This window comes from uncultured Tessaracoccus sp., from assembly GCF_947286155.1.
Lineage (GTDB): Bacteria > Actinomycetota > Actinomycetes > Propionibacteriales > Propionibacteriaceae > Arachnia.
The window spans coordinates 1-25,900 of the sequence record NZ_CAMYPD010000004.1 but is presented as its reverse complement, the minus strand read 5'-3'; the positions used below and the strand labels follow the sequence as shown (position 1 = coordinate 25,900).

Annotated in this window: 24 protein-coding genes; 20 read left to right on the top strand and 4 right to left on the bottom strand. The window is 64.1% G+C overall.

Features of this window, described 5'->3' with window-relative positions; all coding sequences use genetic code 11:
- Nucleotides 1–24: 24 nt before the first annotated feature.
- A complete protein-coding gene (locus Q0X68_RS01755) occupies nt 25–1,020 on the bottom strand; it encodes a LacI family DNA-binding transcriptional regulator (RefSeq protein ID WP_297746672.1) in 996 nt (331 codons plus the stop codon).
- A gap of 174 nt (nt 1,021–1,194) precedes the next feature.
- On the opposite strand from Q0X68_RS01755, the gene Q0X68_RS01750 reads away from it, so the two are divergent.
- From Q0X68_RS01750 to Q0X68_RS01700, 11 genes are all read left to right on the top strand, one after another.
- The gene (locus Q0X68_RS01750) at nt 1,195–2,700 is read left to right on the top strand and encodes an alpha-N-arabinofuranosidase (protein ID WP_297746670.1); all 1,506 of its coding nucleotides are present in this window, start codon (nt 1,195–1,197) and stop codon (nt 2,698–2,700) included.
- Between the two features lie 20 nt (nt 2,701–2,720).
- A complete protein-coding gene (locus Q0X68_RS01745) occupies nt 2,721–4,058 on the top strand; it encodes an ABC transporter substrate-binding protein (RefSeq protein ID WP_297746668.1) in 1,338 nt (445 codons plus the stop codon).
- Between the two features lie 56 nt (nt 4,059–4,114).
- Nucleotides 4,115–5,035: a carbohydrate ABC transporter permease gene (locus tag Q0X68_RS01740; protein ID WP_297746666.1), complete on the top strand. Its 921-nt coding sequence runs from the start codon at nt 4,115–4,117 to the stop codon at nt 5,033–5,035.
- Nucleotides 5,032–5,862: a carbohydrate ABC transporter permease gene (locus tag Q0X68_RS01735; RefSeq protein ID WP_297746663.1), complete on the top strand. Its 831-nt coding sequence runs from the start codon at nt 5,032–5,034 to the stop codon at nt 5,860–5,862. The genes Q0X68_RS01740 and Q0X68_RS01735 overlap by 4 nt, the downstream gene beginning before the upstream one ends.
- Nucleotides 5,863–5,884: 22 nt before the next feature.
- Nucleotides 5,885–8,122: a family 43 glycosylhydrolase gene (locus Q0X68_RS01730; RefSeq protein WP_297746660.1), complete on the top strand. Its 2,238-nt coding sequence runs from the start codon at nt 5,885–5,887 to the stop codon at nt 8,120–8,122.
- Entirely contained in the window at nt 8,119–9,159 is a 1,041-nt protein-coding gene (locus tag Q0X68_RS01725; protein WP_297746658.1) for a glycoside hydrolase family 43 protein, read from the top strand. Before Q0X68_RS01730 ends, Q0X68_RS01725 begins: the two co-directional genes overlap by 4 nt.
- 26 nt (nt 9,160–9,185) lie before the next feature.
- Nucleotides 9,186–10,343 carry a glycerate kinase gene (locus tag Q0X68_RS01720; protein WP_297746655.1) on the top strand — a complete coding sequence of 386 codons (1,158 nt, stop codon included), beginning with the start codon at nt 9,186–9,188 and terminating at the stop codon, nt 10,341–10,343.
- 44 nt (nt 10,344–10,387) lie between these two features.
- Entirely contained in the window at nt 10,388–11,029 is a 642-nt protein-coding gene (locus Q0X68_RS01715; RefSeq protein WP_297746652.1) for a hypothetical protein, read from the top strand.
- Nucleotides 11,026–11,955: a hypothetical protein gene (locus Q0X68_RS01710; RefSeq protein WP_297746649.1), complete on the top strand. Its 930-nt coding sequence runs from the start codon at nt 11,026–11,028 to the stop codon at nt 11,953–11,955. Before Q0X68_RS01715 ends, Q0X68_RS01710 begins: the two co-directional genes overlap by 4 nt.
- Nucleotides 11,956–12,039: 84 nt before the next feature.
- A complete protein-coding gene (locus Q0X68_RS01705; RefSeq protein ID WP_297746646.1) occupies nt 12,040–12,606 on the top strand; it encodes a TetR/AcrR family transcriptional regulator in 567 nt (188 codons plus the stop codon).
- Nucleotides 12,607–12,917: 311 nt separating this feature from the next.
- Nucleotides 12,918–13,475 carry a DUF4865 family protein gene (locus Q0X68_RS01700; protein ID WP_297746643.1) on the top strand — a complete coding sequence of 186 codons (558 nt, stop codon included), beginning with the start codon at nt 12,918–12,920 and terminating at the stop codon, nt 13,473–13,475.
- 160 nt (nt 13,476–13,635) lie between these two features.
- On the opposite strand, the gene Q0X68_RS01695 is transcribed toward Q0X68_RS01700, so the two are convergent.
- Nucleotides 13,636–14,991, bottom strand: a complete 1,356-nt coding sequence (locus Q0X68_RS01695) for a DUF222 domain-containing protein (protein WP_297746639.1) — start codon at nt 14,989–14,991, stop codon at nt 13,636–13,638.
- A gap of 152 nt (nt 14,992–15,143) precedes the next feature.
- Between Q0X68_RS01695 and Q0X68_RS01690 the strand changes: the two genes are divergently transcribed.
- Entirely contained in the window at nt 15,144–15,881 is a 738-nt protein-coding gene (locus tag Q0X68_RS01690) for a 1-acyl-sn-glycerol-3-phosphate acyltransferase (RefSeq protein ID WP_297746636.1), read from the top strand.
- Here Q0X68_RS01690 and tsaA read toward each other — a convergent pair.
- Nucleotides 15,865–16,518, bottom strand: coding sequence for a tRNA (N6-threonylcarbamoyladenosine(37)-N6)-methyltransferase TrmO (gene tsaA / locus Q0X68_RS01685; protein WP_297746633.1), 654 nt, complete (start codon nt 16,516–16,518; stop codon nt 15,865–15,867). The genes Q0X68_RS01690 and tsaA overlap by 17 nt on opposite strands.
- 47 nt (nt 16,519–16,565) lie before the next feature.
- On the opposite strand from tsaA, the gene Q0X68_RS01680 reads away from it, so the two are divergent.
- The 7 genes from Q0X68_RS01680 to Q0X68_RS01650 all read left to right on the top strand — a co-directional run bounded on the left by Q0X68_RS01680 (nt 16,566) and on the right by Q0X68_RS01650 (nt 24,160).
- Nucleotides 16,566–17,678, top strand: a complete 1,113-nt coding sequence (locus Q0X68_RS01680) for a D-alanine--D-alanine ligase family protein (protein WP_297746630.1) — start codon at nt 16,566–16,568, stop codon at nt 17,676–17,678.
- Entirely contained in the window at nt 17,675–18,595 is a 921-nt protein-coding gene (locus tag Q0X68_RS01675; RefSeq protein ID WP_297746627.1) for a thiamine-phosphate kinase, read from the top strand. The genes Q0X68_RS01680 and Q0X68_RS01675 overlap by 4 nt, the downstream gene beginning before the upstream one ends.
- Before the next feature lie 99 nt (nt 18,596–18,694).
- Complete coding sequence (locus Q0X68_RS01670; protein WP_297746624.1) at nt 18,695–21,262, top strand: DNA translocase FtsK; 2,568 nt, start codon at nt 18,695–18,697, stop codon at nt 21,260–21,262.
- A gap of 12 nt (nt 21,263–21,274) precedes the next feature.
- Nucleotides 21,275–22,657 carry a 30S ribosomal protein S12 methylthiotransferase RimO gene (rimO, locus tag Q0X68_RS01665; protein WP_297746621.1) on the top strand — a complete coding sequence of 461 codons (1,383 nt, stop codon included), beginning with the start codon at nt 21,275–21,277 and terminating at the stop codon, nt 22,655–22,657.
- Nucleotides 22,654–23,346, top strand: coding sequence for a CDP-diacylglycerol--glycerol-3-phosphate 3-phosphatidyltransferase (pgsA, locus tag Q0X68_RS01660; RefSeq protein WP_297746618.1), 693 nt, complete (start codon nt 22,654–22,656; stop codon nt 23,344–23,346). The genes rimO and pgsA overlap by 4 nt, the downstream gene beginning before the upstream one ends.
- Nucleotides 23,346–23,822, top strand: coding sequence for a CinA family protein (locus Q0X68_RS01655; RefSeq protein ID WP_297746615.1), 477 nt, complete (start codon nt 23,346–23,348; stop codon nt 23,820–23,822). The genes pgsA and Q0X68_RS01655 overlap by 1 nt, the downstream gene beginning before the upstream one ends.
- Before the next feature lie 65 nt (nt 23,823–23,887).
- On the top strand, nt 23,888–24,160 hold the full coding sequence (locus Q0X68_RS01650; protein WP_297746613.1) for a helix-turn-helix domain-containing protein: 273 nt from the start codon (nt 23,888–23,890) through the stop codon (nt 24,158–24,160).
- Between the two features lie 26 nt (nt 24,161–24,186).
- On the opposite strand, the gene Q0X68_RS01645 is transcribed toward Q0X68_RS01650, so the two are convergent.
- A complete protein-coding gene (locus Q0X68_RS01645; protein WP_297746610.1) occupies nt 24,187–24,972 on the bottom strand; it encodes a DeoR/GlpR family DNA-binding transcription regulator in 786 nt (261 codons plus the stop codon).
- A 22-nt stretch (nt 24,973–24,994) separates the two neighbouring features.
- On the opposite strand from Q0X68_RS01645, the gene Q0X68_RS01640 reads away from it, so the two are divergent.
- Nucleotides 24,995–25,189: a DUF3046 domain-containing protein gene (locus Q0X68_RS01640; protein WP_297746607.1), complete on the top strand. Its 195-nt coding sequence runs from the start codon at nt 24,995–24,997 to the stop codon at nt 25,187–25,189.
- Nucleotides 25,190–25,900: the final 711 nt, after the last annotated feature.

Here is a 25,900-nt window from a genome sequence, read left to right as displayed (position 1 = left end):
GCGGACCCGTGTCCTTCGGCTAGCTCAAGCAGGAGCGCTCTCTCTCACGACGAGCTCCCAGCCAATGAGCGTGGCGAGTTGCTCTTCGTGTCCTTGAATTTGTCCGAGGAGGTTGTCGAGGATTCCGTCCACCAACGTGTCCAAGTCGGGGCGCACCGTGGTGAGCGATGGCGTGCTAAATTCTCCTTCAGGAATGTCGTCGAAGCCCGCTATTGCCACCTGCGACGGCACATCGACGCCCGCCTCTGCGCAGGCCCTGAGCGCGCCGATCGCCATGACGTCGTTGAAACAAAACACTGCATCGGGCGGTTCTGGGAGGCGCAAGAGTTCGGCCATGGCGTCGCGCCCGGCGCTGCGGGTGTATTCGCTGACCCCTACGATGTACTCCGGACGTTCGGGGAGTCCGGCCGTAGCGAGGGCGGAACGGTAGCCAGCGAGACGAACTGACGCCGTCCCTTGCACCGATTCCACACCGATCGCGGCGATCCTTTCTCGCCCTGCTTGAATGAGGTGTGCGACGACGGCGTTCGCCGCCGCGACCGAGTCGACGGCCACGTGGGGGAACCCGTCGGGGATGCCTCGCTCGCCGAGCAACACCATCGGTGTGGCATCTGTGCGGTGGCGGACATCGGCGGGTGAGAGCGACAGTGGGGAGAAAGCGATGCCGTCCACGAGGTGGCTTTGCTGACCGGCGAGTACCGCGAGTTCAGCTTCACGGGAACCCTGCGTCGATTCCAACAGCGTGACCCACCCCCGCTGGAGTGCCTTCTGAGTAAATGCGCTGGCAAGCGTGGAGAAATAGGGTGAATCGATCTGGGGCACGACGAGCGCCAGGAACCCCGAGCGTCCGTATCGCAGTTGTCGGGCAGTAGCGTTGGGGCGATACCCGAGCGCTTCGATAGCCGCCTCGACGCGTTCCCGGGTGGCTGGGCGCACCACGGGACGGTTGTTCACGACGTTCGACACCGTCTTAATCGAGACCCCGGCTTCCCGGGCGACATCTTGCAGCCTGACCGCCATGCGACCAATCCTATTCTGACTCATTCTTGTGCCTGACAAGGGCCTAGTCCACTGCTTTGTGAACATTCATGATGCCCTCTTGTGCCGAGTTTACCTCCGTTGTAATATTGCGTGCATCCGGGATTTGCTCCCGTTGTAACCGCAGAGTTGCGAAGCACGAAGGAGTGGCTTTATATGGGCAAGGCGAACGCCGTGATTCATCCGGCTTGGCATCACGGGCCAGTGAACCCACGCGTATTCGGGTCGTTTGTCGAGCACATGGGGCGGTGCGTTTACACAGGAATTTTTGAGCCAGACCACCCATCGGCCGACGAACACGGGTTCCGTAAGGACGTCGCCGAGTTGGTGCGAGAAATGGGAGTCACTCTCGTTCGTTATCCGGGCGGAAACTTCGTCTCGGGCTACCGTTGGGAAGACGGCGTAGGGCCGAAGGAAGAGCGCCCCACCCGCCTTGACTACGGTTGGCGCTCCATCGAGCCCAATGAGGTGGGCACCAACGAGTTCCTTGCGTGGTGCGAGCGCATGGGCATCGAGCCCATGCTGGCGGTGAACCTCGGTTCACGCGGCATGGCCGAAGCCATGGAATATCTCGAGTACGTCAATGGAGAGCAAGGTACTGAGCTTGCCGACCGTCGTGTCGCCCACGGATACGAGCGGCCGTGGAACGTTGGCATATGGTGCCTGGGCAACGAAATGGATGGCCCGTGGCAGGTAGGTCACAAGACAGCCCACGAATACGCGAGGCTCAGCCAGGAAGTGGCCAACGTCTTCCACCGCTTCGACGACACTCTCGAACTCGTCGCCTGTGGATCGTCCAATCGTCAGATGCCAACCTTCGGCACCTGGGAACGAGAAGTGCTCGAACACACCTTCGACTACGTCTCAAACATCAGCGCACACGCCTACTACGAGCCCATTGAAGGCGACGTGGTGAGCTTCCTGTGTGCCGCGGAAGACATGGATCGTTTCATCGCATCCGTTCGTGCTACTGCTGACCACGTTGCTGCGGTGAAGCAGTCCACCAAGCGCATCACGGTGAGCTTCGACGAATGGAACGTCTGGTACCAGTCGCGCTTCGGCGGCGAGAACTCCATCGAGATCCAGCACGCCCCGCGCCTCATCGAAGACACATACTCCGTGCTCGACGCGGTGGTCGTCGGGTCGTTCCTCATCACGCTCGTGAACCGCAGCCGTGACGTAGGTATGGCTTGTCAGGCGCAGCTCGCCAACATCATCGCACCCATTCGCTCCGAGCCGGGCGGTCCCGCGTGGCGGCAGACCATCTTCTACCCGTTCGCGCTCACGAGTAAGTACGCCAAGGGCACGGTGCTCGACATCGCGATGGAGTCGCCCATCATCGACACCCCGGCATACGGCGAGGTTCCGCAGCTCTGGGCAACCGCCACGCTCGACGACGATGGCGAGCTTGCACTCTTCGTCGTGAACCGGAGCCTCGACGATGCCTGCGAGCTGAATCTCGACTTCTCCGCACTAGGTGACGTCACACTCGTGGAGCATCTGCTCCTTCACGAAGATGACCACAGCATCGTCAACGACCAGGAGCATCCCGACGCGGTGCAGCCCCGCATGGGTGAGGCGCGCGTCGAAGGCGGATGCCTCACGGCGGATCTTCCGGCGGTGTCCTGGCACTGCATCCGACTACAAACCTCTCAACGCTGAGAACCGAAAGGAAACACATCATGCGAACCATGTCTCGACGAAACCTGCTTGGCGTCTCTGCCGGCGCGCTCGCTCTCGGTGGGCTCTCCGCTTGTGGCGGCGGTAAATCTGCGACGGACCAAGGCGGCGGCAATAACGAAGCCAGCGGCGACGGCGGCAAGGGCGGATACGACGGCCCCGCTGTCACGCTCGCGTTCTGGAACGGGTTCACCGGCGGTGACGGCGCCTACATGAAGAAGATTGTCGACGCATTCCACAAAGAGCACGACAACATCAAGGTTGAGTTCAACACCATGCAGTGGTCTGACTTCTACACGAAGCTTCCCACCGCGGTGTCTTCTGGTAAGGGCCCCGACATCTGTGTGATGCACGTCGACTCCGTCGCTACGAACGCTGCTAGAAACGTGATCCAGCCGCTCGACGACGTCGCGAAGGCACTCGATCTCAAGGGCGACGACTTCGCTGAGGTTCCTTGGCAAGCAGGTATCTACAAAGACAAGCGCTACGCACTGCCGCTCGATGTGCACCCGCTCGGGTTCTTCTACAACAAGGCCGTCATGGAGAAGGTCGGACTCGACCCCGAGCAGCCGCCAATGACCTTCGACGCCTACATGGACGCGCTCGACAAACTGAAGGGCAAGGGCATCAAGGGTCACTGGGCAAGTCCGCACTTGTTCACGGGTGGCCAGTCGATGCAATCGCTCATCTACCAGTTCGGCGGCTCCATGTACAACGACGACGCCACGGAGGCGACGTGGAACTCGCCCGAGGCAGTGAAGGCGTTCGAGTGGTGGCTAGGCCTTGTGAAGGATGGGCACAGCCCGTCGAAGGTAGCCCAAGACGCCGACTTCATTGCTCTGCAAAACGGCGAGTGCGCCTTCAACTGGAACGGCATCTGGGCGATCAACACTCTCGGCGAGAAGAAAGACCTGGAGTGGGACGTGGTCCGACTCCCGAACATCGGCGGTCAGGATGCCGCGTGGTCGAGCTCCCACCAGATGGCGCTGCCCGTGCAGAACAAGCCAGATGAGAATAAGCAGCAGGCTTCGCGTGTGTTCTTGAACTACGTCTCCGAACAGTCCGTCGAATGGGCGAAGGGCGGCCAGGTGCCTGCCCGTAACGAGGTGCGTGAGTCCGAAGAGTTCAAGAAGCTCGAACACCAGCCGAAGTTCGCCGAGCAGATCGATGTGCTGCACTTCCCGCCCACCATCCCAGGCATTGGCGACGTTGGCGCCGAGTTCGACAAGGCGCTCAACAACGTGATGCTTGGTGGCAAGGATTTGAAGTCGGAGCTGGATGCGTCGGTGAGCCGTGCGAACAAGCTCCTTGAGGCGAACCGGAAGAAGTACGAAGGCTAATGTCTCGATCCCGATCGAAGCATCCCAGGGCGAGCCGGGTACACGGTTCGCCCTGGGTGGCAATTGCTTTCCTCGCGCCGTATCTGGTGCTGTTCACGATGTTCATCATCGTGCCGGCTATTTACGGCCTGTGGATCTCGTTGCACGAGTGGGACTTCAGCTTGCCTGGCCGCCCCTTCGTTGGTCTGCAAAACTACGCTGATCTCTTCGACGGAGAGTCGCTCACGGCGCAGCCGTTTTGGAACGGCATGAAGAATACGCTGATCTTCACGGTGATCAGCGTTCCGTTCCTCCTTACCGTTCCGCTGGGGCTGGCGCTGCTGCTCCACCGAAAGTTCCCCGGACGCACGTTCTTCCGGGCGGCGTTCTTCGCCCCGTACGTCCTGGGCGTCTCTGTGATCGGTGTGCTGTGGAGTTACCTGCTCGACGGCAACTTCGGTCTGGTCAACGCCCTACTCGGAGTCGAGATCCAGTGGACGACCGACCAGCCGTGGGCATGGATTTCTCTCGTCGGCGTCACAGTGTGGTGGACGGTGGGGTTTAACGCCGTCATCTACATGGCCGGCCTTGCCGAGATCCCCAAGGCCCAGTACGAGGCTGCAGAACTCGACGGTGCTACCGCCTGGAAGCGTTTCGTCCACATCACCATCCCTGGGTTGCGGCCAGTGCTCATCTTCGTGCTCATCACCACGACGCTGGCCAGTGCCAACATGTTCGGCCAGGCTTACATGATCACCAATGGTGGCCCGGCTGAATCGACGAGGACAGCCATCATGGTCATGACCGACCTCGGCTTCAACCAGGGGCGCGCCGGTGCTGCAGCCGCGCAAAGCTACATTCTGGCCATCTTCTTGGCGATTATCTCTGTCATCAACTTCTGGCTCGTGCGAGACAAGGACGCTGCGCGGGAGAGGAAGCAGGCCAAGGCAGCTGAGAAGGCATTCTTGGCCAAGCAGAAGCGGGGGAGCGTCGCATGAGTCGCACCATTTCCAAGATCCTGTTCTGGATCATGATCGTGCTGTTGGCGTTCATCTTTTTCGCGCCCATCGTGATGATGATCCTCACCAGCTTCAAGACGGCGCTCGAGGGTCGCGCGATGCCGCCGACGATCGTCCCCGAACAGTGGACGCTCCGGGCGTACTACCGGCTCTTTTTCGAAGATGCCTCGTCGCCCGTGTTTCGCTGGTTCGCGAACTCGCTGATCGCCGCGACGCTACACGCCACGCTGGTGGTTGCCGTCGCGTCCATGGCTGGCTACGCCTTGGCGCGCCTGTACTTGCCGGGCAAGAACGTACTGTTCGGGTTCATCCTGCTCACCATGTTTGTGCCGGGGTTCGTATTCTTGATGCCGAACTTCGAGCTGATGAGCAAACTCGCATGGCTCGACAGCTTGCAGGCTCTCATCGTGCCTGGAGCTGCCGGAGCGTTTGGTGTGTTCTTTATGCGCCAGTTCTTCCTGGCGGTACCCAAGGAACTCGAAGAGTCTGCCCGTATTGATGGTGCCGGTCCGTTCCGAACGTTCTTTAGTGTGATGTTGCCAAACGTTCGGGGAGCAGCCCTGACGCTGTTCATTCTGAGCTTCTTGGCGAACTGGAACGACTTCGTCTGGCCGCTCTACGTCATGTTCAGCGACGAGATGCTGACGCTGCCTATCGGCTTGTCGCGGCTGCAGGGCGCCTACACCATCGACTACCCGGTCATCATGGCTGGCGCGTGCTTGGCGGCCGTGCCCGTCCTCATTATTTACACCATTCTGCAGCGCTACATCATCGAAGGCGTCGCCACGTCCGGCCTGAAGGGCTGACCGTCGCCGAAAGGAGACCCCCATGCGACGCATCAACCACCGAATCGGAGCCTCCGCCGCAGCGCTGATGCTCGGCATCGCCGGTTCCATCGCACACGCCGACACCCCCGGTGCCGAACCGGGGACGTACACCAACGCCGTGTCCCAGCCGTTCGCGGACACTTACGCGGACCCTGCGGTCATTGATGCCCAGGACGGCTGGACCTACGCCTACGCGACGGCCGACCCGCTGCGTGCGGGAGACCCGCCGGGGATCGGTCACATCGCGCGCACCCGTGACTGGATCGAGTGGGAGTACCTCGGGCCCATCTTCACCGAGAGCAACCGACCGAGCTGGGCGACGTCGAGCGCTGGTCTGTGGGCGCCCGACGTGCGTTACATCGACGGTCAGTACGTCATGTACTTCACCGTCACGGACACCACCCTGAACACCGACGACTGGGACCCCGCCATCGGCGTGGCCACGGCTGACTCGCCGGCGGGACCGTGGACGCCCACGGAGGAGCCACTCATCGCCCCCAGCCAGGGTGACGACGGACGATTCCTCAACACGATCGACCCCGCGGGCTTCACCGACACCGAAGGCAGGAACTACCTCTATTGGGGCAACTACTTCGGTGGCATGCATGTCATCGAGCTGGATCACACCGGCCTGCAGACGGTGGGGGAGTCGAACCTCGTCGGTGCCTGGGACCGGTACGAGGCCGCCTACGTGACGCATCGTGACGGCTGGTACTACCTCACCGGATCGAGCGCCAACTGCTGCGCCGGACCCTCGACGGGGTACTCGGTGTTCGTCGGGCGCTCGCGTTCCCCTCGGGGACCGTTCCTGGACAAGGAAGGACTCGACATGACCGCCTCCGTCACCGGCGGTTCCGTGTTGCTCACGCAAAACGGCAACCGTTGGATCGGCGCCGGACACCACGCGATGATGACGGACGCGTCCGGCAAGGACTGGATCGTCTACCACGCGATCGACCGAGACGAGCCGTGGCTGACCGAGCCGTACGGCATCAACCGCCGGCCGATGCTCATCGATCCCGTCGACTGGATCGACGGCTGGCCCGAGGTGCGCGCCGGCCGCGGCCCGAGCGAGGGCCCGCAGACCGCACCCGTGACCGCGTCGCTCCTGGACGCGACGCCGTGGGCTCCCGCGGACGGCTTCCGCAACATGGCCGCGGGCAGCGATCCCGCAGGTGGCGACGTCGGTGTGGTCAAGGGCAACGCCCGCTCCACCACGGATCTTCCTGCGGGTGATGTGCGAGTGAGTGTCGACGTCCTGCTGGGCGACGATGCCGTGACCCTGGATCTCGGCCATGGCCTCACCGCGACGCTGGACCCGACGTCGGAGAACTTCCGCGTGAAGGCCCGAGGCGACCACGGCGAGACCGCCCTGCGCGCCACCGACGGCTGGCGACGCGTCACGGTCACCGTGCGCGGCGACGAAGTGGTGGCTGAGGTCAGCGAGGGCGGGCAGTCCAATGCCAGCTCGCACGTGAGCCTCACGGCCAAGAACCTCAAGCGCGAGGCGCGTCCGCTGTCCATCAAGGGTGCCGGGCTCGTCGACAACGTGAAGGTGGCCAAGCCCGCCGTCGAGCCCACGGAGCTCGCCCCGCAGCCCGAGCCCACCGCCGAGCTGTGGCGGGAGGACTTCACGTGCGGCGTCTCGGATCGCTGGCAGTGGGTCCGCGAGGACGAGGCAGTCGAGGTGCGCGACGGCAGCCTGCACTGGCCGCTGCGCGCCGTGGATCTCGCCGAGGCCAACAACTCCGCCCCGCTGCTGCTTACCGAGGCTGGCGAGGGCGACTGGATCATCGAGACCGAGTTCACGCTCGATCTCGGCGAGGACGACGTCCGCAACCACCAGCAGGCCGGCCTCATCGCTTACAACGACGACGATGACTTCGCCCGACTGTCCGCCGTGGCGATCTGGGGCACCCGTACGGTCGAGTTCGGCCGGGAGCACCGGGTGGCCGAGGACGACGACCGCACCATCTTCGGCGGAGCGATCGTCGGTCCCACTGCCCCCACGATGCGCATGCGGCTCGCGCACCACATGAACGATGCAGGTGAGCACCTGTACCGCTCCGCGATCAGCCGCGACGGCGGCGAGACCTGGATCTGGGGCGCCACTTGGGTGCTCGACGAGGGCACCTCGCCGCTCGTGGGCCTCCACGCCGGTGGCGGCGCCCAGCCCGAGGCCGCCGCGGAGTTCCACTGGGTCTCGATGTCCGAGGCCACCTGGCCGGAGGACGAATGATGCGCAAACTCCTGACGGTCGCTGCCGTCGCCGCACTCGTCCTTGCAGGCTGTGGGGCGGACGGCAGTGCTGAAGGCTCCCCGGTCACACCGCAAGCGAGCGAGTCGTTAGCACAGACAGCTAAGGAAGAGCAGATGGGATTCACGAACCCGGTCTACGCGCACAATTTTCCGGATCCGCAGATCTTGAATACCGACGACGGGTATATCGCCATCGCCACCAACGGCAACGGTATGAACGTCCAGGTGCTCACCAGCCCGGACATGGTCGACTGGTCGCAGTCGGTCGACGCCATGCCCACATTGGCCTCGTGGACGAGCGCGGGCAAAGTCTGGGCCCCCGAGGCCATCGAGTGGGACGACGGCACCTACCGCATGTACTACACCACCAAGGCGCCAGACCCGCAGTGGCAGTGCATCGGAGTTGCCACGTCGGAGCAAGCCGCAGGGCCGTACGAAGACACTTCCGAGGAACCCATCATCTGTGAAGTCGAGGAGGGCGGTTCTATCGATGCTTCGCCGTTCATCGCCTCTGATGGGTCCAAATGGCTGTTCTGGAAGAACGACGGCAACGCCATCGGCGTCGATACCTGGATCAAGGTAGCCAAGCTGTCCGACGACGGCCAAAGGATAGAGGGCGAAACGAAGAACCTCTTCAAGCAGACGGAAGACTGGGAAGGCAACCTGGTCGAGGGGCCTGCGGTGGTCGAGGTCGACGGTGTGTTCCACATGCTGTACTCCGCGAATGACTACGGCTCGGAGGACTACGCGATGGGGCACGCCGTCGCGGATGCTCCGGATGGGACGTGGCGCAAGGATCCGGAGCCGGTGATGATGGCCAACGACGTCGCGGCCGGCCCTGGCCACTGCCAGTTTGTCGAAGCCAATGGTCAGTGGTGGATCGCCTACCACGCTTGGGTTCCGGGTGAGGTCGGCGACGAAGTAAGCGGGCGCCAACTGTGGTTGTCGAAGGTGACGTTCGACGGCGAATCGATCGACGTGCAGGCTCCGACGGTGGAGCACCCCGATAAGCCCTGAGGAGGCTGCCGCGTACACTCCTTCGTATGGAGCGACCATCGTTGATCGTTTGTGCACCTGATTCGTTTAAGGAGTCGATGACGGCTGCGGAAGCGGCTGGGGCGATGGAGCGGGGTGTTCGGCGCGCGTTGGGTTCGTGTGATCCGGTGCTGGTACCGCTGGCCGACGGTGGTGAGGGCACGGGGGAGGCCTTGCGCTTGGCGCTGGGCGGGGAGTTCGTTGAGGTGCGGTGCCACGATGCGCTGGGTCGGCCTATCGTCGCCAACATCGTGCACGTGCCTGAGCGGCGGTTGGCCGTCGTGGAGATGGCGGCTGCGGCCGGTTTGGAGCTGCTCAAACGCGACGAGCGCGACGCGCGGCGCGCCACCTCCTTTGGGGTGGGCGAGCTGTTTCTTGCGGCGCTGGATTTGGGTGTCGACGAGATCCTCGTCGGGTTGGGTGGCAGTGCTACGAATGATGCCGGCGCGGGCATGTTCGCCGCGCTGGGTGTGCGGTTCCTCGACGAGCATGGCGCGCCGTTGCCGCCCGGCGGTGCGGCGCTCGCGAGGCTGGCCGCCGTCGATACCGAACGTATCGATCCTCGGCTTCGAGACGTGCGCATCACCATCGCGAGTGATGTGACGAACCCCCTGCTCGGCGCCAATGGCGCCAGCCACATCTTCGGGCCGCAGAAAGGTGCGGATTCGCAGGCCGTCGCGGAGCTGGATGCTGCGCTGGGGCGGTGGGCGGACATCGTCGAACCCGCCGTTGGCAAGGGTGTTCCTGACGTGCCTGGGTCGGGTGCTGCGGGTGGCCTGGGTGCTGGTCTGCTTGCGTTTACGAACGCCACCATCCGCTCGGGTGCTGAGTTCATCATGGATGCGGTCGGACTTGACGCGCTGGTCAGTCGAGCGTCGCTCGTGCTTACCGGCGAGGGCACCTGGGATACGCAGTCGGCTGCTGGGAAGGTGCCGGCAGCTGTCGCGACCCGAGCGGCAGCGCATGGGGTGCCTACCGTGATGTTCGCTGGGCGCGTGCAGGACGCCAACACGCCACTACCCGACGGTGTGCTCGCCGCCGTGCCCATCGTCAACCCTGCGACAGACCTCGACACAGCGCTCGCCGAAGGCGCCCACAACCTGGAACACGCCGTCGCCGAAACCCTGCAGCAACTGGACTTGCCGCCTCGATACTCGCGCCCCTGATACCCCGCCAGCTGTGTCTGGATGCGGGGGCTAGACTCGAGTGCGTGCTGGAAGTGCTCGCGACGTTGGCTGCTGCGTTGAGACTCGACCCGGCGATCTTCCAGCAACCTGACAGTCTTACATGGCAGATCGCCGCCTGGGTGGCGCTTCTTGCAGGTTTGTCGTCGATGCTCGGGCACGTCGCCGTGCTCAAGATCAACCACATCGCGGGTCTCAGACTCCTCACGAGTGTGCTCGTGAATGCTCTGCTGCTCGTCTCGCTCTATGTGATTCAAGCGGCGATGATCTGGTGTATCGGATCGCTGGTGCTAATGCGCGCCATGCCGTTGGTCCCGCTCATCGAAGTGGCGCTCCTAGCGCTTGGGCCACACGTGTTCGCATTCATCACTGCCATGCCGCACATCGGGCTCGGGATTGGGCGTCTGCTCGAGGTGTGGAGCTACCTCATCATCTGGGTCGGCACCCAGCACGTGTTCGGATTAGGGCGCTGGTCGGCGCTGGCCATCACCATCGCTGGTTGGCTCGTCATGCAGCTTCTATCCAGGTTGCTCGCCGAACCGATCAACTGGGTGGTGGGCCGGCTATGGACGCTCGCGTCGGGCAGACCGACGTTCGTGCAGTCCCGCGACATCCTCGCTGGCACTCCCATGGTTCCCGTCGGACAGCATAAGGAGCCCACGCGATGATGAGCTCACTGATCTGGGGCGCAGTGCTGATCGTGGTGCTGTTCGTACTGTTGTCCCCACTGGAGTCACTGAACTGGTGGGCCGATCGCGGCGAACGCGAAATAGCGCACACGATGGAGCAACTCGCGTTGGAGCCGTCGTCGGAAACGTCCTCCGAGCACTACCTCGTCTACTTATCTGGCGTGGGCACGCTGGGCGGCGAGCTGTCTCGTCGAGAGCAAGCGTGGCTGGACGAATTGGCGCGGCGGATGCCCGGCGTGCGTATCGTCGACGACGTGTTCCCCTACGCCGTGAACAACCAGGGCCTGCTGCAACGCACTACGGCCTGGCTGTGGGGGACGCTCGACAAGCTGCGCCGCGGGCGATTCCCCCTGATGTTGCCGATGCTGATCAACCTGCGCAACGTGGCGCAGGTGCTCGTCTCCGCCGACCCGCGCTACGGCCCAACGTTCAATATCGGCCTGGCGCAGGAGATCTGGCGTTCACTCCAACGTAAAGGTTACGTCCGGGGCAGCGGCGTGCCCGTCACACTCATCGGGTTCTCCGGCGGGGCGCAGATGGCGCTCGGTGCCGGCTGGTTCCTCGACCGCTTCGACATCCCCGTCAACCTCATCTCCATAGGAGGCATCTTCGGCGACGACCCCGGCCTCGACAAGATGCAGCACGTGTGGCACCTCACCGGCACCGGCGACCGGCTCCATTACATCGGCAACGTCGCATTCCCAGGGCGCTGGGTCACGGCGCCGCTCTCGCCATACGGGCGCATTCGGCGCTCCGACCGGTTCGAGCACCGCACGATCGGCCCCATGGAACACGCCGGCGCGAAAGGATATCTAGGACGACGAGAACACGGCCCCGATGGGCGCTCGTACGCGCAGATCACCACCGACGAGATCTGCGGGATCATCCAAGCTGACAAGGTCTAGCTGGACTGACCGGAGACGTTGATTGGGTGGGTGATGGAGTATTTTCCGTTGCATTTTGTAACTACTGGTGTGTACAGTCGGAGTATGGACACGAGGACACGTCTTGTGGATGCAGCCCAGGAGCTGCTGTGGGAGCGGGGTTACGCAGCAACCAGCCCGAAGGAGATCTTGAGCCGAGCCGACGCCGGACAAGGCAGCATGTACCACCACTTCTCGGGGAAACAGGCTCTCGCTGTGGCTGCACTCGAAGCCAGTGCGGAAGCCATGCGGGAGGACGCGGATGCCCTGCTTCGTGGCGAAGGGACGGCCACAGAACGTCTCGTCGCCTACCTTGAACGTCAACGTGATTCGCTCCGAGGCTGCCGCATGGGTCGTATGACGTATGACGCCGACGTGCTCGCTACACCTGAGCTGCTTCAGCCGGTGTCCGAGACCTTGGCGTGGTTGGTGGAGATGATCGGGGCAGTTGTCAGCGAAGGGGTTGAGGCAGGTGAGTTCCCGCCCGAGACTGACGCCCACCAGTTGGCCTCGTTGGTTGTGGCTACAGTGCAAGGCGGTTATGTCCTGGCTCGCGCGCAGCAAGATCCCGCTGAGTTTGACGCAGCCGTCCACGGTGCAAAGACTCTCCTGCGCACTTGGAGTCGAGGATGACCCCTGGAGTACCGAAGGGCACCGTCGACTCTGAGTGTCTACGCTGTCACGTTCGTCGCTGAGCGCGCACCCGCCGGCAAACCCTCCGAGGTACGGCGGCTCTGCGTCACGGACGGCGTTGCCCCGGCCCACGTCGAAGGACAACCACTCCGGCACCTGACCGAGGGCGAGTCCGTCTGGAGTGATGCCGGCCAGCGGCACTGGTCTGGCTCTATAGCCGAACAGTCGATGGTCTGTCGACTGTTGACCGGAAGGAACCCGTTACTCCCACGACCGAATGCCACGCAATCAACAATCAAGGAGAATCACTGATGTACGCCATGCAATACCAGGTCACTTTGCCCACCGACTATGACATGCAGATCATCCGCGATCGTGTCACTCGGACGGGTCATCTCATGGACGGCTACCTCGGACTGGAGTTTAAGGCCTACCTCATCCAGGAGAAGGCCAAGGGCGCGCCTCAGAACTCCTACGCTCCCTTCTACATCTGGCGCGACATCGACGGGATGCGCCAGTTCTGCTGGGGAGAACCCGGCTACTCGGCCATCGTGCGCGACTTTGGTCGCCACTCGATCCACGACTGGACAGTCCACCAGCTCGTCACTGGCCCGGCCGACTATTCCAACGCCCGCAGCCTCACCGTCAAGACCGTGCCGCTGCCGGCCAGTGCCGCGCCGTCCGACTGCATCAAGGGCACCACCGCCGACTTCCTCGCCACGAACACTGATTTAACCGTGGCCCGAATCGCCGCCGTCGATGTCACCACCTGGGATGCCATCCTCGTCGAGCTCAGTACTCATGAAGCGGACGAGGGCTCCACCGATGTCACCGCCTACGAGGTATTGCACGTTTCTGCTGCCGCCTGAGCCGCCAACGATTCAGCCGCCCGCCTGTGGTTGAACAACGTTCCCGGTCGGTGCGCCTGCAACTGGGGTGAGTGCTTGTTGCATGGGCCATAAAAAGAACGCAGCACCGGTACCCCGCGACTCCGGCAGGAGTGCGGGGTACCGGTGTGGTGAGTGGGCGTTACGCGGCTCGTGCCCAGTCGGGTGGGGGTTCGTCGACGGGTGGCTGCGGCGGCAGCTCCGGGATGGGCGCGATGGGCACGTCGGGCACCTGGGTGCAGACGCTGCCCCGGCCCGTCACCAGATATTGGTAACCCAGTGGCGACGTCCAGTGATAGACACCGGGTTCGGGCTGCTGCAGGTGCCAGTGGCCAGCGGTTTTCATGCGGTGTGCACGCCTGTCGAGGGGGCCGAGGTTGGACATGCTCGTGGCACCCGCGTCGTGGCTGGGGGAGTAGGCGACGGTGTGGTCGACGTCGCAGTGCTTCGCCTTCGTGGCGGAGAATGGAAACACCGAACGCGGATTGCGAACCTGCAAGGCGCAGAGCTGACGGCTGCTCGGTGTGCTGCCGGGTGCATCTGGAATCAGGTTCGGGTCCAGTACGGGCCGTACCGTGACACTGGAGCCGGAGAGGAACTCCGGCAGCGTCGACGTGAGCAAGTGACCCCAACCTTCGACGTAGGCCGCCGACCCGAGTGGCGCCTGGCCGTCGGCTGCCGGAACAGACGTCCCGGCGGAGTGCTCCGCCGGGACGTGCACCACCATCTCTACGCTCATCAACGACTCTTGACCGACGGCCTGCTGCGCGAAGACGCCGAAGGCGGCGGCACGGCGCTGGCCACGGATGAAGGAAGCACGCTCGTGCGCTTCGAGTTCGTCGGGAACTTCGGGCTCGGGGAGCGTGGCGGCGATCTGATCGAGAGCCTGATCGAACAACACGCCGTCGGCTGCAGCCACCTTGCCGAAGATGCCGACGTGCTCGTCTTCGAAGCGCCCAACGTGCACGAAGCGCTCTTGGGCTGCAATTCGGGCTCGACGCCGGGCGCCCTCAGCATCGGCTTCGGTAACCCACACGGGCAGCTGCTCGAACAGCGTCCACACCGAGTTGATCCCCAGCCAGTGCGAGGCGCGGCGATCGACATCCATGGCCGCCGAACAAGGCAACTTCTGGGTGGCTTCCTCAACCTTGAGGGCCATCCACCACTGAATACTGCCGGAGATGAATAACTGCCAGATGCGCGGATGCCGAGCGCGAATGCTGAGTGCCTGGGAGACGCGCTCGCGCATGCCGGAAAAGCTCATGCCGGTAGCAGCGCTCGCTTCAAGGACGAACGCTTCCGACGGACCGCGCACTCCGTCGCGCCCGGAGGAGAGGCGTTTGATGCGGAGGGCCTTGGGTAGCGTCATGTCTTCTTCGAGCACGTAGGTGTCGGACGCTTCGAGGAGCGCGACGATTTCTGCAACTTCAGCGGCGCGCGCGGCGTTGCGCGCGTGAACCATGGCGGCGAATGCGAGAGGTGCTGCGTCGGACATCATTGTTCTCCTTCAACACCACCAATCATACCGAACAAACGTTTGAAAACAAAGGGGTTGTGCAAAAAATCTCCAGTAAATGTGCGACCCAGACGCGGGACCGCCTGGGTCGCGCACGGTCGAGTAGAGCGAGGCCAGGGCAGTACAGTGGCCCCATGCCGAAGCCCGAATCTGCGCCCATCGTGTACAGAAGCCTGGTGGGGTTTGTGCGGTGCTTCCTGCCGCTGCTGGTGACGCGGAAATGGCGAGGTCTGCATCGTGTTCCCAAGCAGGGCGGGGTGCTCGTCATCAGCAATCACACCTCGAACTTCGACACCGTCACGTTGGGCGACGCGCTCGTCGCTGCGGGACGCTGGCCGAGATTCTTGGGCAAGTCAGACATCTGGAAGGTGCCGGTGCTCGGATGGCTGGCTGTGCAATGCCGGCAGATTCCCGTCGAACGACACACGGCGCGGGCCAAGGACTCCCTGCGGCACGCCGCCGAGGCACTGGAGCAGGGCGACTGTGTCGCCATCTTTCCCGAAGGCACCATTACGCGCGACCCGCGAGGCTGGCCCATGGTGGCGCGCAATGGTGCCGCGCGCCTGGCCCTCACTACGGGGGTGCCGGTGCTTCCCATCGCTCAAGAAGGGTGCCAGGAGGTGCTCGGTGGGCGGTATCTACGGCTGCGCAAGCTGTTCTCACTGCGCAGGCGGCCTATTCGGCTAGCAGTGGGGGAGCCCGTCGAGCTCACTGATCTGCTGTCCGACACACCGAGCGACGACGACGTCCGCGAGGCCAACCGTCGCATCACCGAGGCGCTCACGGACGTGTACGCATCCGTGCGCGGAGAGCCCGCGCCTGAGTTGATCTGGAACAGCTGGAAAGAGGAATACGTCAGCCGAGCTGAGTGATCGCATCGACGACGAGCGTCTCGTCCTCCACGTGAAACCGCACGTTGTGGCCCGCGAATGCAACACCGTAAGCACGCCCGTCGCGCTGGTATGCGGGCCGCGGGTCTTCGCTCAGTAACCCGACGAGCGCCTTGCGCTTCGCTTCGGGCACCAGGGCGAGGAGCTCGTCGGGAATCTGTACTTGGAGCCGGTAGCTGGCATTTCTGGAGAGAAACCCGTAGCGGGCGTCGGGTTGCGCATCAGCAGGCACGTACGGCTTGATATCGAGGATGGGGGTTGCGTCGACGAGGTCAGCGCCCGCGACGACGAGCTCCGGGCCAGGATCGACGCGCACCAGGCGCACGCAGGACAGCCCGATGGGGTTCGGGCGAACGGGCGCGCGGGTTGCGAACACGCCCATGCGCTCGTTGCCGCCGAGCCTGGGTGGACGCACCGTCGGCGACCATTCGGCAGGCGACTTCGAGAGCAGCCACACCAGCCAGATGTGCGAGAACCCCTCCAGCCCGCGCACCGCGTCGGATGAACGGAACGCAGGCTGGAAGATCACGCGTCCCTCGAGCTCAGGCACCAAGCCGGCTTGCCGAGGCACGCCGAACTTTTCGGGAAAATCGGTGCGGATCGTCGCGATGGGTTCCATGCAGCCCACTGTAGGATGGCGGGCGCAGTTGTTGAGGAGGCATCACCATGTCGGAACGCACCAAGGTGGCCCTGGTGTTCGGCGGCGTCTCGCCCGAACACTCCATCTCATGCCTAACCGCCGCGAGCGTGCTCGGTGCCATTGACCGATCGCGGTACGACGTCGTCGGCATTGGCATCGCGAAATCGGGACGCTGGACGCAGGTGCCGCTCGACGTGCTGGCCGCCTACGCCATCATCGACGGCGTTGCCCCCGAGGTGGCCGAACCCGACGAAGACGCGGTTTGGATGAGCACCGTAGACGGCTGCCAGATCGCCACCCGTAGCGGTGAACATCTGATCAACGTGAACGACGTCGACGTCGCCTTCGCGCTGCTGCACGGCCCGTTCGGTGAAGACGGCACCATTCAGGGACTCTTCGAAATGATGGGGATCCGCTACGTTGGCTGCGGAGTCACATCGAGCGCGGTCGGCATGGACAAGCACTTCATGCGGCAGACATTTGAGGCTGCGGGGCTCGCCGTCGGGCCGTACGTCGTCGCCACTGACCGCCGCTGGCGCCACCATCGCGACGCCGTGCTCGCCGAATGCAATGCCCTCAGCTACCCGCTGTTTGTGAAGCCGTGCCGCGGTGGCTCGTCGTTGGGTATCACCAAGGTCGACGACCCCACTGGGCTGGTGGAGGCCATCGAACACGCCCGCGAGTTCGACCCCAAGGTCATCGTTGAGGAGGGGGTGCGCGGGCGCGAGATCGAGTGCGCGGTCCTCGCCAACCCCGACCTTCCCGACGGCTGCGAGGCATCCCCGCTGGGCGAGGTGCGCGTGCTCGACGAAAGCGGGTTCTACGACTACGAAACGAAATACTTCGACGAGAAGGGCGCCGCGCTCGACATTCCCGCCAAGGTCGACGAGCCGCTCGTGAGCCGGATTCAGGAGCTCGCGAAGCAGGCCTTCAACGCACTGGACTGCGAAGGGTTGGCGCGCATCGACTTCTTCCTCACCGATGACGGCGAGGTGCTCATCAACGAGGCGAACACCATGCCAGGATTCACGCAAATCTCCATGTTCCCATCGCTGTGGCAGTCCACTGGCATGAGCTACGCGGAACTCGTCGGGCGGATCGTCGACGTGGCAGCCGAGCGCAAGGTGGGCCTTCGATGAACGACGAGTTTGAGCTCATCGCGAACCTCACCCGTGACCTCCCCGCCAACGAGCATGTCGTGCTCGGGCCCGGCGACGACGCGGCAGCCCTGCGCTTTGATGGAAACGCCGTCGTCAGCACGGATATCCTTGTCGAGAACGTGCATTTCAAGCGTGCCTGGAGCACTCCCGAGCAGGTGGGCAGGAAAGTCGTCGCGGTCAACGTTTCGGATATCGAGGCCATGGGGGCGCTGCCGGTGGCGGTCGTCGTCGCGCTGGCGTTTCCTCAAGACCTGGACGAGGCCTGGCTCGGGGGCTTTGCCGACGGCGTGCGCGCCGAGTGCGAGCTCGCTGGCGTGTCGCTCGTCGGCGGCGACCTCTCTCGCTCCGACCTCATCGTCTGCTCCGTCACAGCCATCGGCGACCTCGGGTCGCGCGAAGCCGTGACGCGTTCGGGCGCGAAACCAGGGGATGTCGTCGCCACATTCGGCAAGCTCGGCTGGGCTGCGGCTGGCCACGCGGCCTTGTCGCGCGGCTTCCGCTCGCCCAAGGACGTGGTGCGCCTCGCGCTGCAACCCGAAGTGGCCTACGGGCAGGGCATCATCGCCTCTGCTGCGGGTGCCACCGCCATGATGGATGTCTCCGACGGGCTCATCCAAGACCTCGGCCACATCGCCACCAGCTCCGGCGTGGCCATCGACGTCGACAGTGACGCGCTGGAGGTTACCGACCCCATGACCCGCGTGGGCGCAGCGACGGGGAAAGACCCGCTCACCTTTGTACTGGGCGGGGGAGAGGACTACGCGCTCGTGGCAACCTTCCCCGACGCCAGCCATGTCCCCGACGAGTGGCGGATCATCGGCCGCGTGACACCTGGCGAGGGGATCACCGTCGACGGAGCGCCCTCGGAATTCAGCGGCTGGAACCACTTCGCCTGATGCCGGCGCCCTCGCAGGCGGCGCGCAAATGACGGGAAAAGGGGATGCCCCGGGCGTGGGAACCTAGCCACCTGCGAACCTGCCTCTAGAGTTGGGCCCATGGCGTCCCGCGTTTCTTCCTCGTCGCGGAGCGGCTCCAAGTCGAGATCCTCGAAGGGTTCGACTCGTTCCTCGGCGCGCACCAAGGCACCCACACCCAAGGCAAGCCAAGGCCCCGGTGTGGGCACTGCGATACTCAAAGGCATCGGCAAAACCTTCGGGGCGCTCGCGAGCGGCCTCGGTTGGCTCGCCCGCTCCATCGGCGGCTCTGCGAAAGACATCGACCCGAAACTCCGTCGCGACGGCCTCGGCCTGTTCCTGCTTGCCCTTGCCATCGTCGCGATGGGGGGCGTGTGGTTCTCGCTGCCAGGAGTTTCGCACTGGCTATCCATCGGACTCACGACGGTATTCGGCTCCCTGGCGATTGCCGTGCCTGCGGTGCTGCTCTACGCCTCCTGGAGTGTACTGCGCAACCCGCGCGACGTGGAGCGCGCACCCCGGCTTGGTTTGGGGTGGATACTGCTCATTTTTGGTGTGCTGGGCCTGCTCAACATCTCCAAGGGGCTGCCGCGCCCCGACAACATGGACGCGTTGCGCGATGCCGGCGGCATCCTCGGCTTCCTCTCATCGTCGCTGCTCGTCGACCTCATGACCGCCTGGGTGGCGGTGCCAATCCTCATACTCGTCACTCTGTTCGCCGCGCTCATCATCATCGGGCGCCCCCTCGTCGAGATCATCGACGGCGTGCGCGCCGTGTTCGCGACTCTCGTCGAAGGCTCCGACGAGGAGATCGCCCACCGTCAAGAGCGCAAGGCAAAACGCGATGAACAGCGCCGCCAGCGAGAAGCGAACGACAAGCTGGAATACGGCGTCGACAAGCCCTACGACACGCCGTTGCTGGAAGACGAAGTGGACGATCCGGAGGTATTCGACGACGTCTACGACTTCGAGGCTGAGACGCAGATCACCCCGCGCGTCGACGACGAGCCTCCCGCCACACGCATCCAGCCCGCCTACACCGACGAAGCGCCGTCGAAGCCCGTGACGGCGGGCAAGCGCCAGCCCGACCCCATGGCAGGCGTGCAAGTGGGGCAGGTCGAATCCGCGCCGGCGCCGAACGCCGTCGAACCCCCGCGCGGCGAGCAGCTCATGCTCTCGGGTGACGTGGTCTACCACCTGCCCGAGCAGTCGCTGCTCGCGCCCGGCTCGAAGCCCAAGGCCCGCACCGAAGCCAGCGACAGGATCGTGCGCCAACTCACCGACGTGCTCAACGAATTCGAAGTCGACGCCACCGTCACCGGCTACACCCGCGGCCCGACCGTCACCCGCTACGAGATCGAACTGGGTGCCGCGGTGAAGGTCTCCAAAATCACCGGCCTGCAAGACAACATTGCCTACGCTGTCGGCTCCAACGAGCTGCGCATCCTCACGCCCATCCCCGGCAAATCCGCCATCGGAATCGAGATCCCCAACGTCGACAAAGAAGTGGTCTCGCTCGGCGACGTGCTCCGCTCGCCCAAGGCGCAAGGCGACCACCATCCGCTCACCGTCGGCCTGGGCAAGAACGTCGACGGCGGATTCGTCGTCGCAAACATGGCGAAGATGCCGCACCTGCTCGTGGCCGGTGCCACCGGATCCGGTAAATCGAGCTTCATCAACTCGCTCATCACGTCGATCATGATGCGCGCCACTCCCGACGAGGTGCGCCTCATCCTCGTCGATCCGAAGCGTGTGGAGCTCAACCAGTACGAGGGCATTCCGCACCTCATTACGCCCATCATCACCAACCCGAAGAAGGCATCCGAAGCGCTCGCGTGGGTGGTGCGCGAGATGGATATGCGCTACGACGACCTGGCGAACTTCGGGTTCCGGCACGTCGACGACTTCAACAAGGCCGTGCGTGCCGGCCAGGTGAAGGTACCCGAGGGTTCCGAACGGAAACTCGAACCGTACCCCTACCTGCTCGTGGTGGTCGACGAGCTCGCCGACCTCATGATGGTCGCCGCGCGCGAGGTGGAGGACTCGGTCGTGCGCATCACGCAGCTCGCCCGCGCCGCAGGCATTCACCTGGTGCTCGCGACGCAGCGCCCGTCCACCGACGTCGTCACCGGCCTCATCAAGGCCAACGTTCCCTCGCGCCTCGCATTCGCCACGTCCTCGATGACCGATTCACGCGTCATCTTGGACCAGCCGGGCGCAGAGAAACTCGTCGGCAAGGGCGACGGCCTCTTCCTCCCGATGGGAGCTGGCAAGCCCATTCGTGTGCAGGGCGCGTGGGTGAACGAGTCCGAGATCCGCGAGGTCGTCGCCCACATCAGCCAGCAGCTGCAGCCCGAGTACCGCGAGGACGTGACCGCTGGTGCAGCCACCGAGAAGAAGGTGGTCGACGACATCGGCGACGACCTCGAGCTCGTGCTGGACGCCTGCCGGCTCGTCGTCGAACTGCAGCTCGGTTCGACGTCGATGCTGCAGCGCAAGCTGCGCGTCGGCTTTGCCAAGGCTGGGCGGCTCATGGACATTCTCGAGTCACGAGGCGTCGTCGGACCGTCGGAGGGCTCGAAGGCGCGTGAGGTACTAGTCAAGCCGGAGGATCTCGACGAGGTGCTCGCCAATCTCGCCGAAGGATAGACTGAGTCGGTCATGACCATGCACTCCGTTCACATCGCATCCCTTGGATGCGCCCGCAACGACGTTGACTCCGAGGAGCTCGCCGCCCGTCTCGAAGCAGGGGGCTTCGAGCTCGTCGATGACCCCGCGTCGGCCGAGACCGTCGTCGTCAACACCTGCGGCTTCGTCGAACAAGCGAAGAAAGACTCGATTGACACGCTGCTCGCCGCGTCCGATATGAAGCACGACGGCACAGTGAAATCCGTCGTGGCGGTGGGCTGCATGGCGGAGCGCTACGGCGTCGAGTTGGCCAAGGAACTGCCCGAGGCCGACGCGGTGCTGGGATTCGATTCCTACACCGACATCGCTGATCGCCTCCGCTCCATCCTCGACGGCGAACGCCCGGCCTCGCATGTGCCCAGGGACCGCCGCAAGCTGCTGCCGCTGGCCCCGGCTGCCCGACCGGTCGCGGCCCGAGACTTGGCGGTGCCGGGCCACGCATGGCTGACCCACCGTCGGCGACTCTCGGATGCGCCGTGGTCGAGCCTGAAGATCGCCTCGGGCTGCGACCGTCGCTGTGCGTTCTGCGCGATTCCGAGCTTCCGCGGCTCGTACCTGTCACGCCCCAGCGAGGAGATCATCGCCGAGGCGAGGTGGCTCGTCGAACAAGGCGTCAAAGAAGTGTTCCTGGTGAGCGAAAACACCTCGAGCTACGGCAAAGACCTCGGCGCCGACGAACGACTCGAGACCCTCGTGGCCGACCTCTCGATGGTCGATGGGCTCGAATGGATCCGTGTCAGCTATCTGCAGCCGGCGGAGATTCGCCCGTCGATGCTGCACGCCCTGCTGCACACCGACAAGGTGGTGCCCTACTTCGACTTGAGCTTCCAGCACGCGGCACCGGGGTTACTGCGCAGGATGCGACGGTTCGGCGACCCCGACAGCTTTCTCGCCCTCACCCAGCAGATCCGCCACTACGCGCCGCAGGCGGGCATCCGCTCCAACTGCATCGCCGGATTCCCCGGCGAGACCGAGGCCGACGTCGAGCTACTCAAACAGTTCATCATCGATGCAGAACTCGACGTCATGGGCGTGTTCGGCTACTCCGACGAAGAAGGCACGGAGGGCGCGACCCTCGACGGGCATCTCGACGAACAAACCATCGAGCAGCGCCGCGCGATGCTCGCCGACGTTGCCCTCGAGGTGTCCGAACATCGCGCGGCGGAACGCATCGGCGATCCGCTGCGCGTTCTGGTGGAATCGAACGAGGACGGGCAAGCGGTTGGGCGCGCCGAACACCAGGGCCCGGAGACCGACGGCGTCGTCATCCTCGACGGCGAGTACCCTGTGGGTACCTTTGTCGACGCGGTAGCCGTCGACGCTGAAGGCATTGATCTCATCGCGGAGGCATCATGACCGAGCACAAAGCCGCTAGAGCGGAGACGCCGGTGAGCAACTGGAACGTCCCCAACGTGCTCACCGTCGTCCGCATCATCCTCGTGCCGGTGATGGTGGTGCTGCTGTTCATCAACCCCGCGAGCACCGCCATGCGCATCGCCGCGACGGCCGTGTTCGCCGTCGCGATGATCACCGACTTCCTCGACGGGACGATCGCGCGGAAATACAATCTCATCACCGACTTTGGGAAGCTGTGGGACCCCATTGCGGACAAGGCGCTCACCGGTGCGGCCTTCATTTCGCTCAGCATCCTGACGCACAGTGACGGGCAACCTGAGCTGCCGTGGTTCTTCACCATCATCATTCTGATTCGCGAGTGGGGCATCACGCTGCTGCGCAGCCGGTTGAAGAAGCGCGGCATCATCATGGCGGCGAACAAGGGCGGCAAGACGAAGACCGTTACGCAGACCGCCGCGCTGCTGCTGTTTTTACTCAACCTGCACCACCTGCCCGGCTGGCTGCAGGTGGTGGGCTGGGTGCTCATGTGGGCCGCGCTCATCCTCACCGTGATCACCGGTTTCGACTACCTTCGCGCAGCTTGGACTGCCACGCGTGAGGAGCAGCCTGCTGAGGAAAATCCCGCTGAGGAACAGCCCGCTGAGGAGGGGGCTCCCGTCGCTCCGCGTCGGGCGGCCCCGGAAGACTGATGGCAGATCCAGCCGCGATGCTGATTGCGCGCCTGGCCGGGCGCGGCTGGACGCTCGCGACCTGCGAATCGCTCACCGGCGGAATGCTCGGCGCCACGCTCACCGCAGTGCCCGGGGCGTCGACGGTGTACCGCGGTGGGCTCATCACGTACGCGAGCGATCTCAAAGCCACACTCGCCCAGGTGGACTCCACATGGATTTCGCAACACGGTGTCGTCAACGAGCGCACGGCAGCGCAGATGGCCGACGGGGCTCGCCGAAGCTGCGAGGCGCATTGGGGCATCGCCACGACCGGAGTTGCGGGGCCGACGATGCAGGACGGCCAGCCCGTGGGCACGGTGTGGATCGGCATCACTGGGCCGGGCTTGGAACCGTTCGCGCAACGCTACCTATTCGACGGCGATCGTGCCGCCATTCGCCGTGCCACCGTCGACGCAGCGCTGGCGCTGTTGCTCGAAGTCAGCGGGCGGGAATAATCCGTTGAGCCTGACCGTTATAGCTCCAGACGCAGGCGACGGCCCTGCGAGTTTGGTAGGTCACTATGAAGGGCATTGTCTTGCGGGAGATCATCGGTCAGACGCTGCGTGAGCTTCGCGGTGATGCAGGAATGACGCTCCGGCAAGTCTCCACCGCCTCGGTGGTGTCGCTGGGGTACCTTTCGGAAATCGAGCGGGGGCATAAGGAAGCCTCCAGCGAGGTGCTGGCCTCTATCTGCAAGGCCATGGACATTCCGCTGAGTGAGGTACTGAGCCTCGTGACTTTGAAAGTGCATGCAGCCGAGATGGCGCAGGAAGGTATCGCTATCGCGGCCTGATGCACCGTCGGCTGTGTTGCCCAGGGTTACTCGACGACGATCACTTCCACGCCGAGCTCCCGGAAGCGGCGGAGCATTTTCATCGACGCCCCGTCGTCGGTGATGAGTACATCGACGTTGCGCATCTCGAGAATCGGTGCCTTCGTAACGTGCCCGATTTTGCTTGAATCGAGCGTGGCGATCACCCGCGCTGCGCGCTGCACCATGGCACGGTTCGTGCGGGCTTCGATGTCGTCGTGCGTGGTGAGGCCATATTCGACGGTGCATCCGTCGGCTCCGACGATGGCGGTGTCGATGTGCACGAGGTTCATCGTGGACTCAGTGAGCTGGCCGCCCAACTCGAGCGAGTTGGGGCGCAGCACACCGCCTGCGATGAGTACTTTCTCCATGCTGAGCTCGGCGGCCTGGAGCCCGATGCTGATCGAGTTGGTGATGACGGTGAGATCTGTTCGGTCGCTCAGCTCCCGGAGTACCGCAGCCGTCGTGCTGCCGCCGGTGAGCGCGACGGCGTGTCGCCCTGCCGGGATTTCCAGCGCCGCACGACGCCCAATGGCGCGCTTCACCTCCACCTGTCGCGCATCGCGAAGATGAAAGGGCAGTTCCCCATCATCCGACGCCGTTGCGCGCACGCCGCCATGCGTGCGCTCCACAAGCCCCTGCGATGCGAGGGTCGCGACGTCGCGGCGGATCGTCGCGGGGGAGGCCCCGAGCTGTTGGGCGAGCTCGACGAGCGACATCGCCCCGCGGTCGTGCACCATGTCGAGCAGTGCAACGAGGCGGTCGGAGCGCTTCTTCGACGAGCCACTATGCATGCAGTGAAATATACTTGGCCGGGTGCGTGAGGTTGAGTTGTGGGCAAGGTTGAATGACGTGCTGGGGCACGACTACGCCCCCGTGTGGGCGGAGAACACGGTGCTGGCGCAGCTGGGCTCCCGCACGGTCGTGCAGGCCATCGCTGACGGCATCGACAGCAAGCGCATCTGGCTCGCGGTATGGGAGCAACTCGAACTTCCCCAACGGTTACGGTGATGTGTGATGAAGCGCGTGTCGCGCACGCAATCGAACAGATGTTCGGTACGCTGGGTCTAGATAGTTATCCACAGGTCAACGCGTCGTTGCAATTTTGTCAGTGCTCGCTGACAAAGTACTGGACGTAACGCTTCGCCGTCTTTCAATTGAGAAGAGGAACATCCATGGCAGCAGTCGCAGATCGCGAGAAGGCGCTCCAAAACGCACTCGCCCAGATCGAGAAAACCCACGGTAAAGGCTCCGTCATGCGCCTTGGCGCAGAAACGCGGCTCCCCGTCGACGTGATCCCCACCGGGTCAGTGGCACTCGATGTCGCGCTCGGTATCGGGGGGCTTCCGCGCGGGCGCATCGTCGAAATCTACGGTCCGGAGTCGAGCGGTAAAACCACCGTGGCCTTGCACGCCATCGCGAATGCGCAGCGGGAGGGCGGTATCTGCGCCTTTATCGACGCCGAGCATGCACTTGATCCAGACTACGCGCAGAAGCTCGGGGTGAACACCGACGAGCTGCTCGTGTCCCAGCCAGATAACGGTGAGCAGGCGCTCGAGATTGCCGACACACTCGTGCGTTCTGGCGCGTTGGCGCTCATTGTCGTCGACTCGGTGGCGGCGCTTACCCCACGCGCCGAAATCGAGGGTGAGATGGGCGATTCGCACGTTGGCCTCTGTCTCTTATACACATCTGACGCTGCCGACGACTCCTTACGTGTAG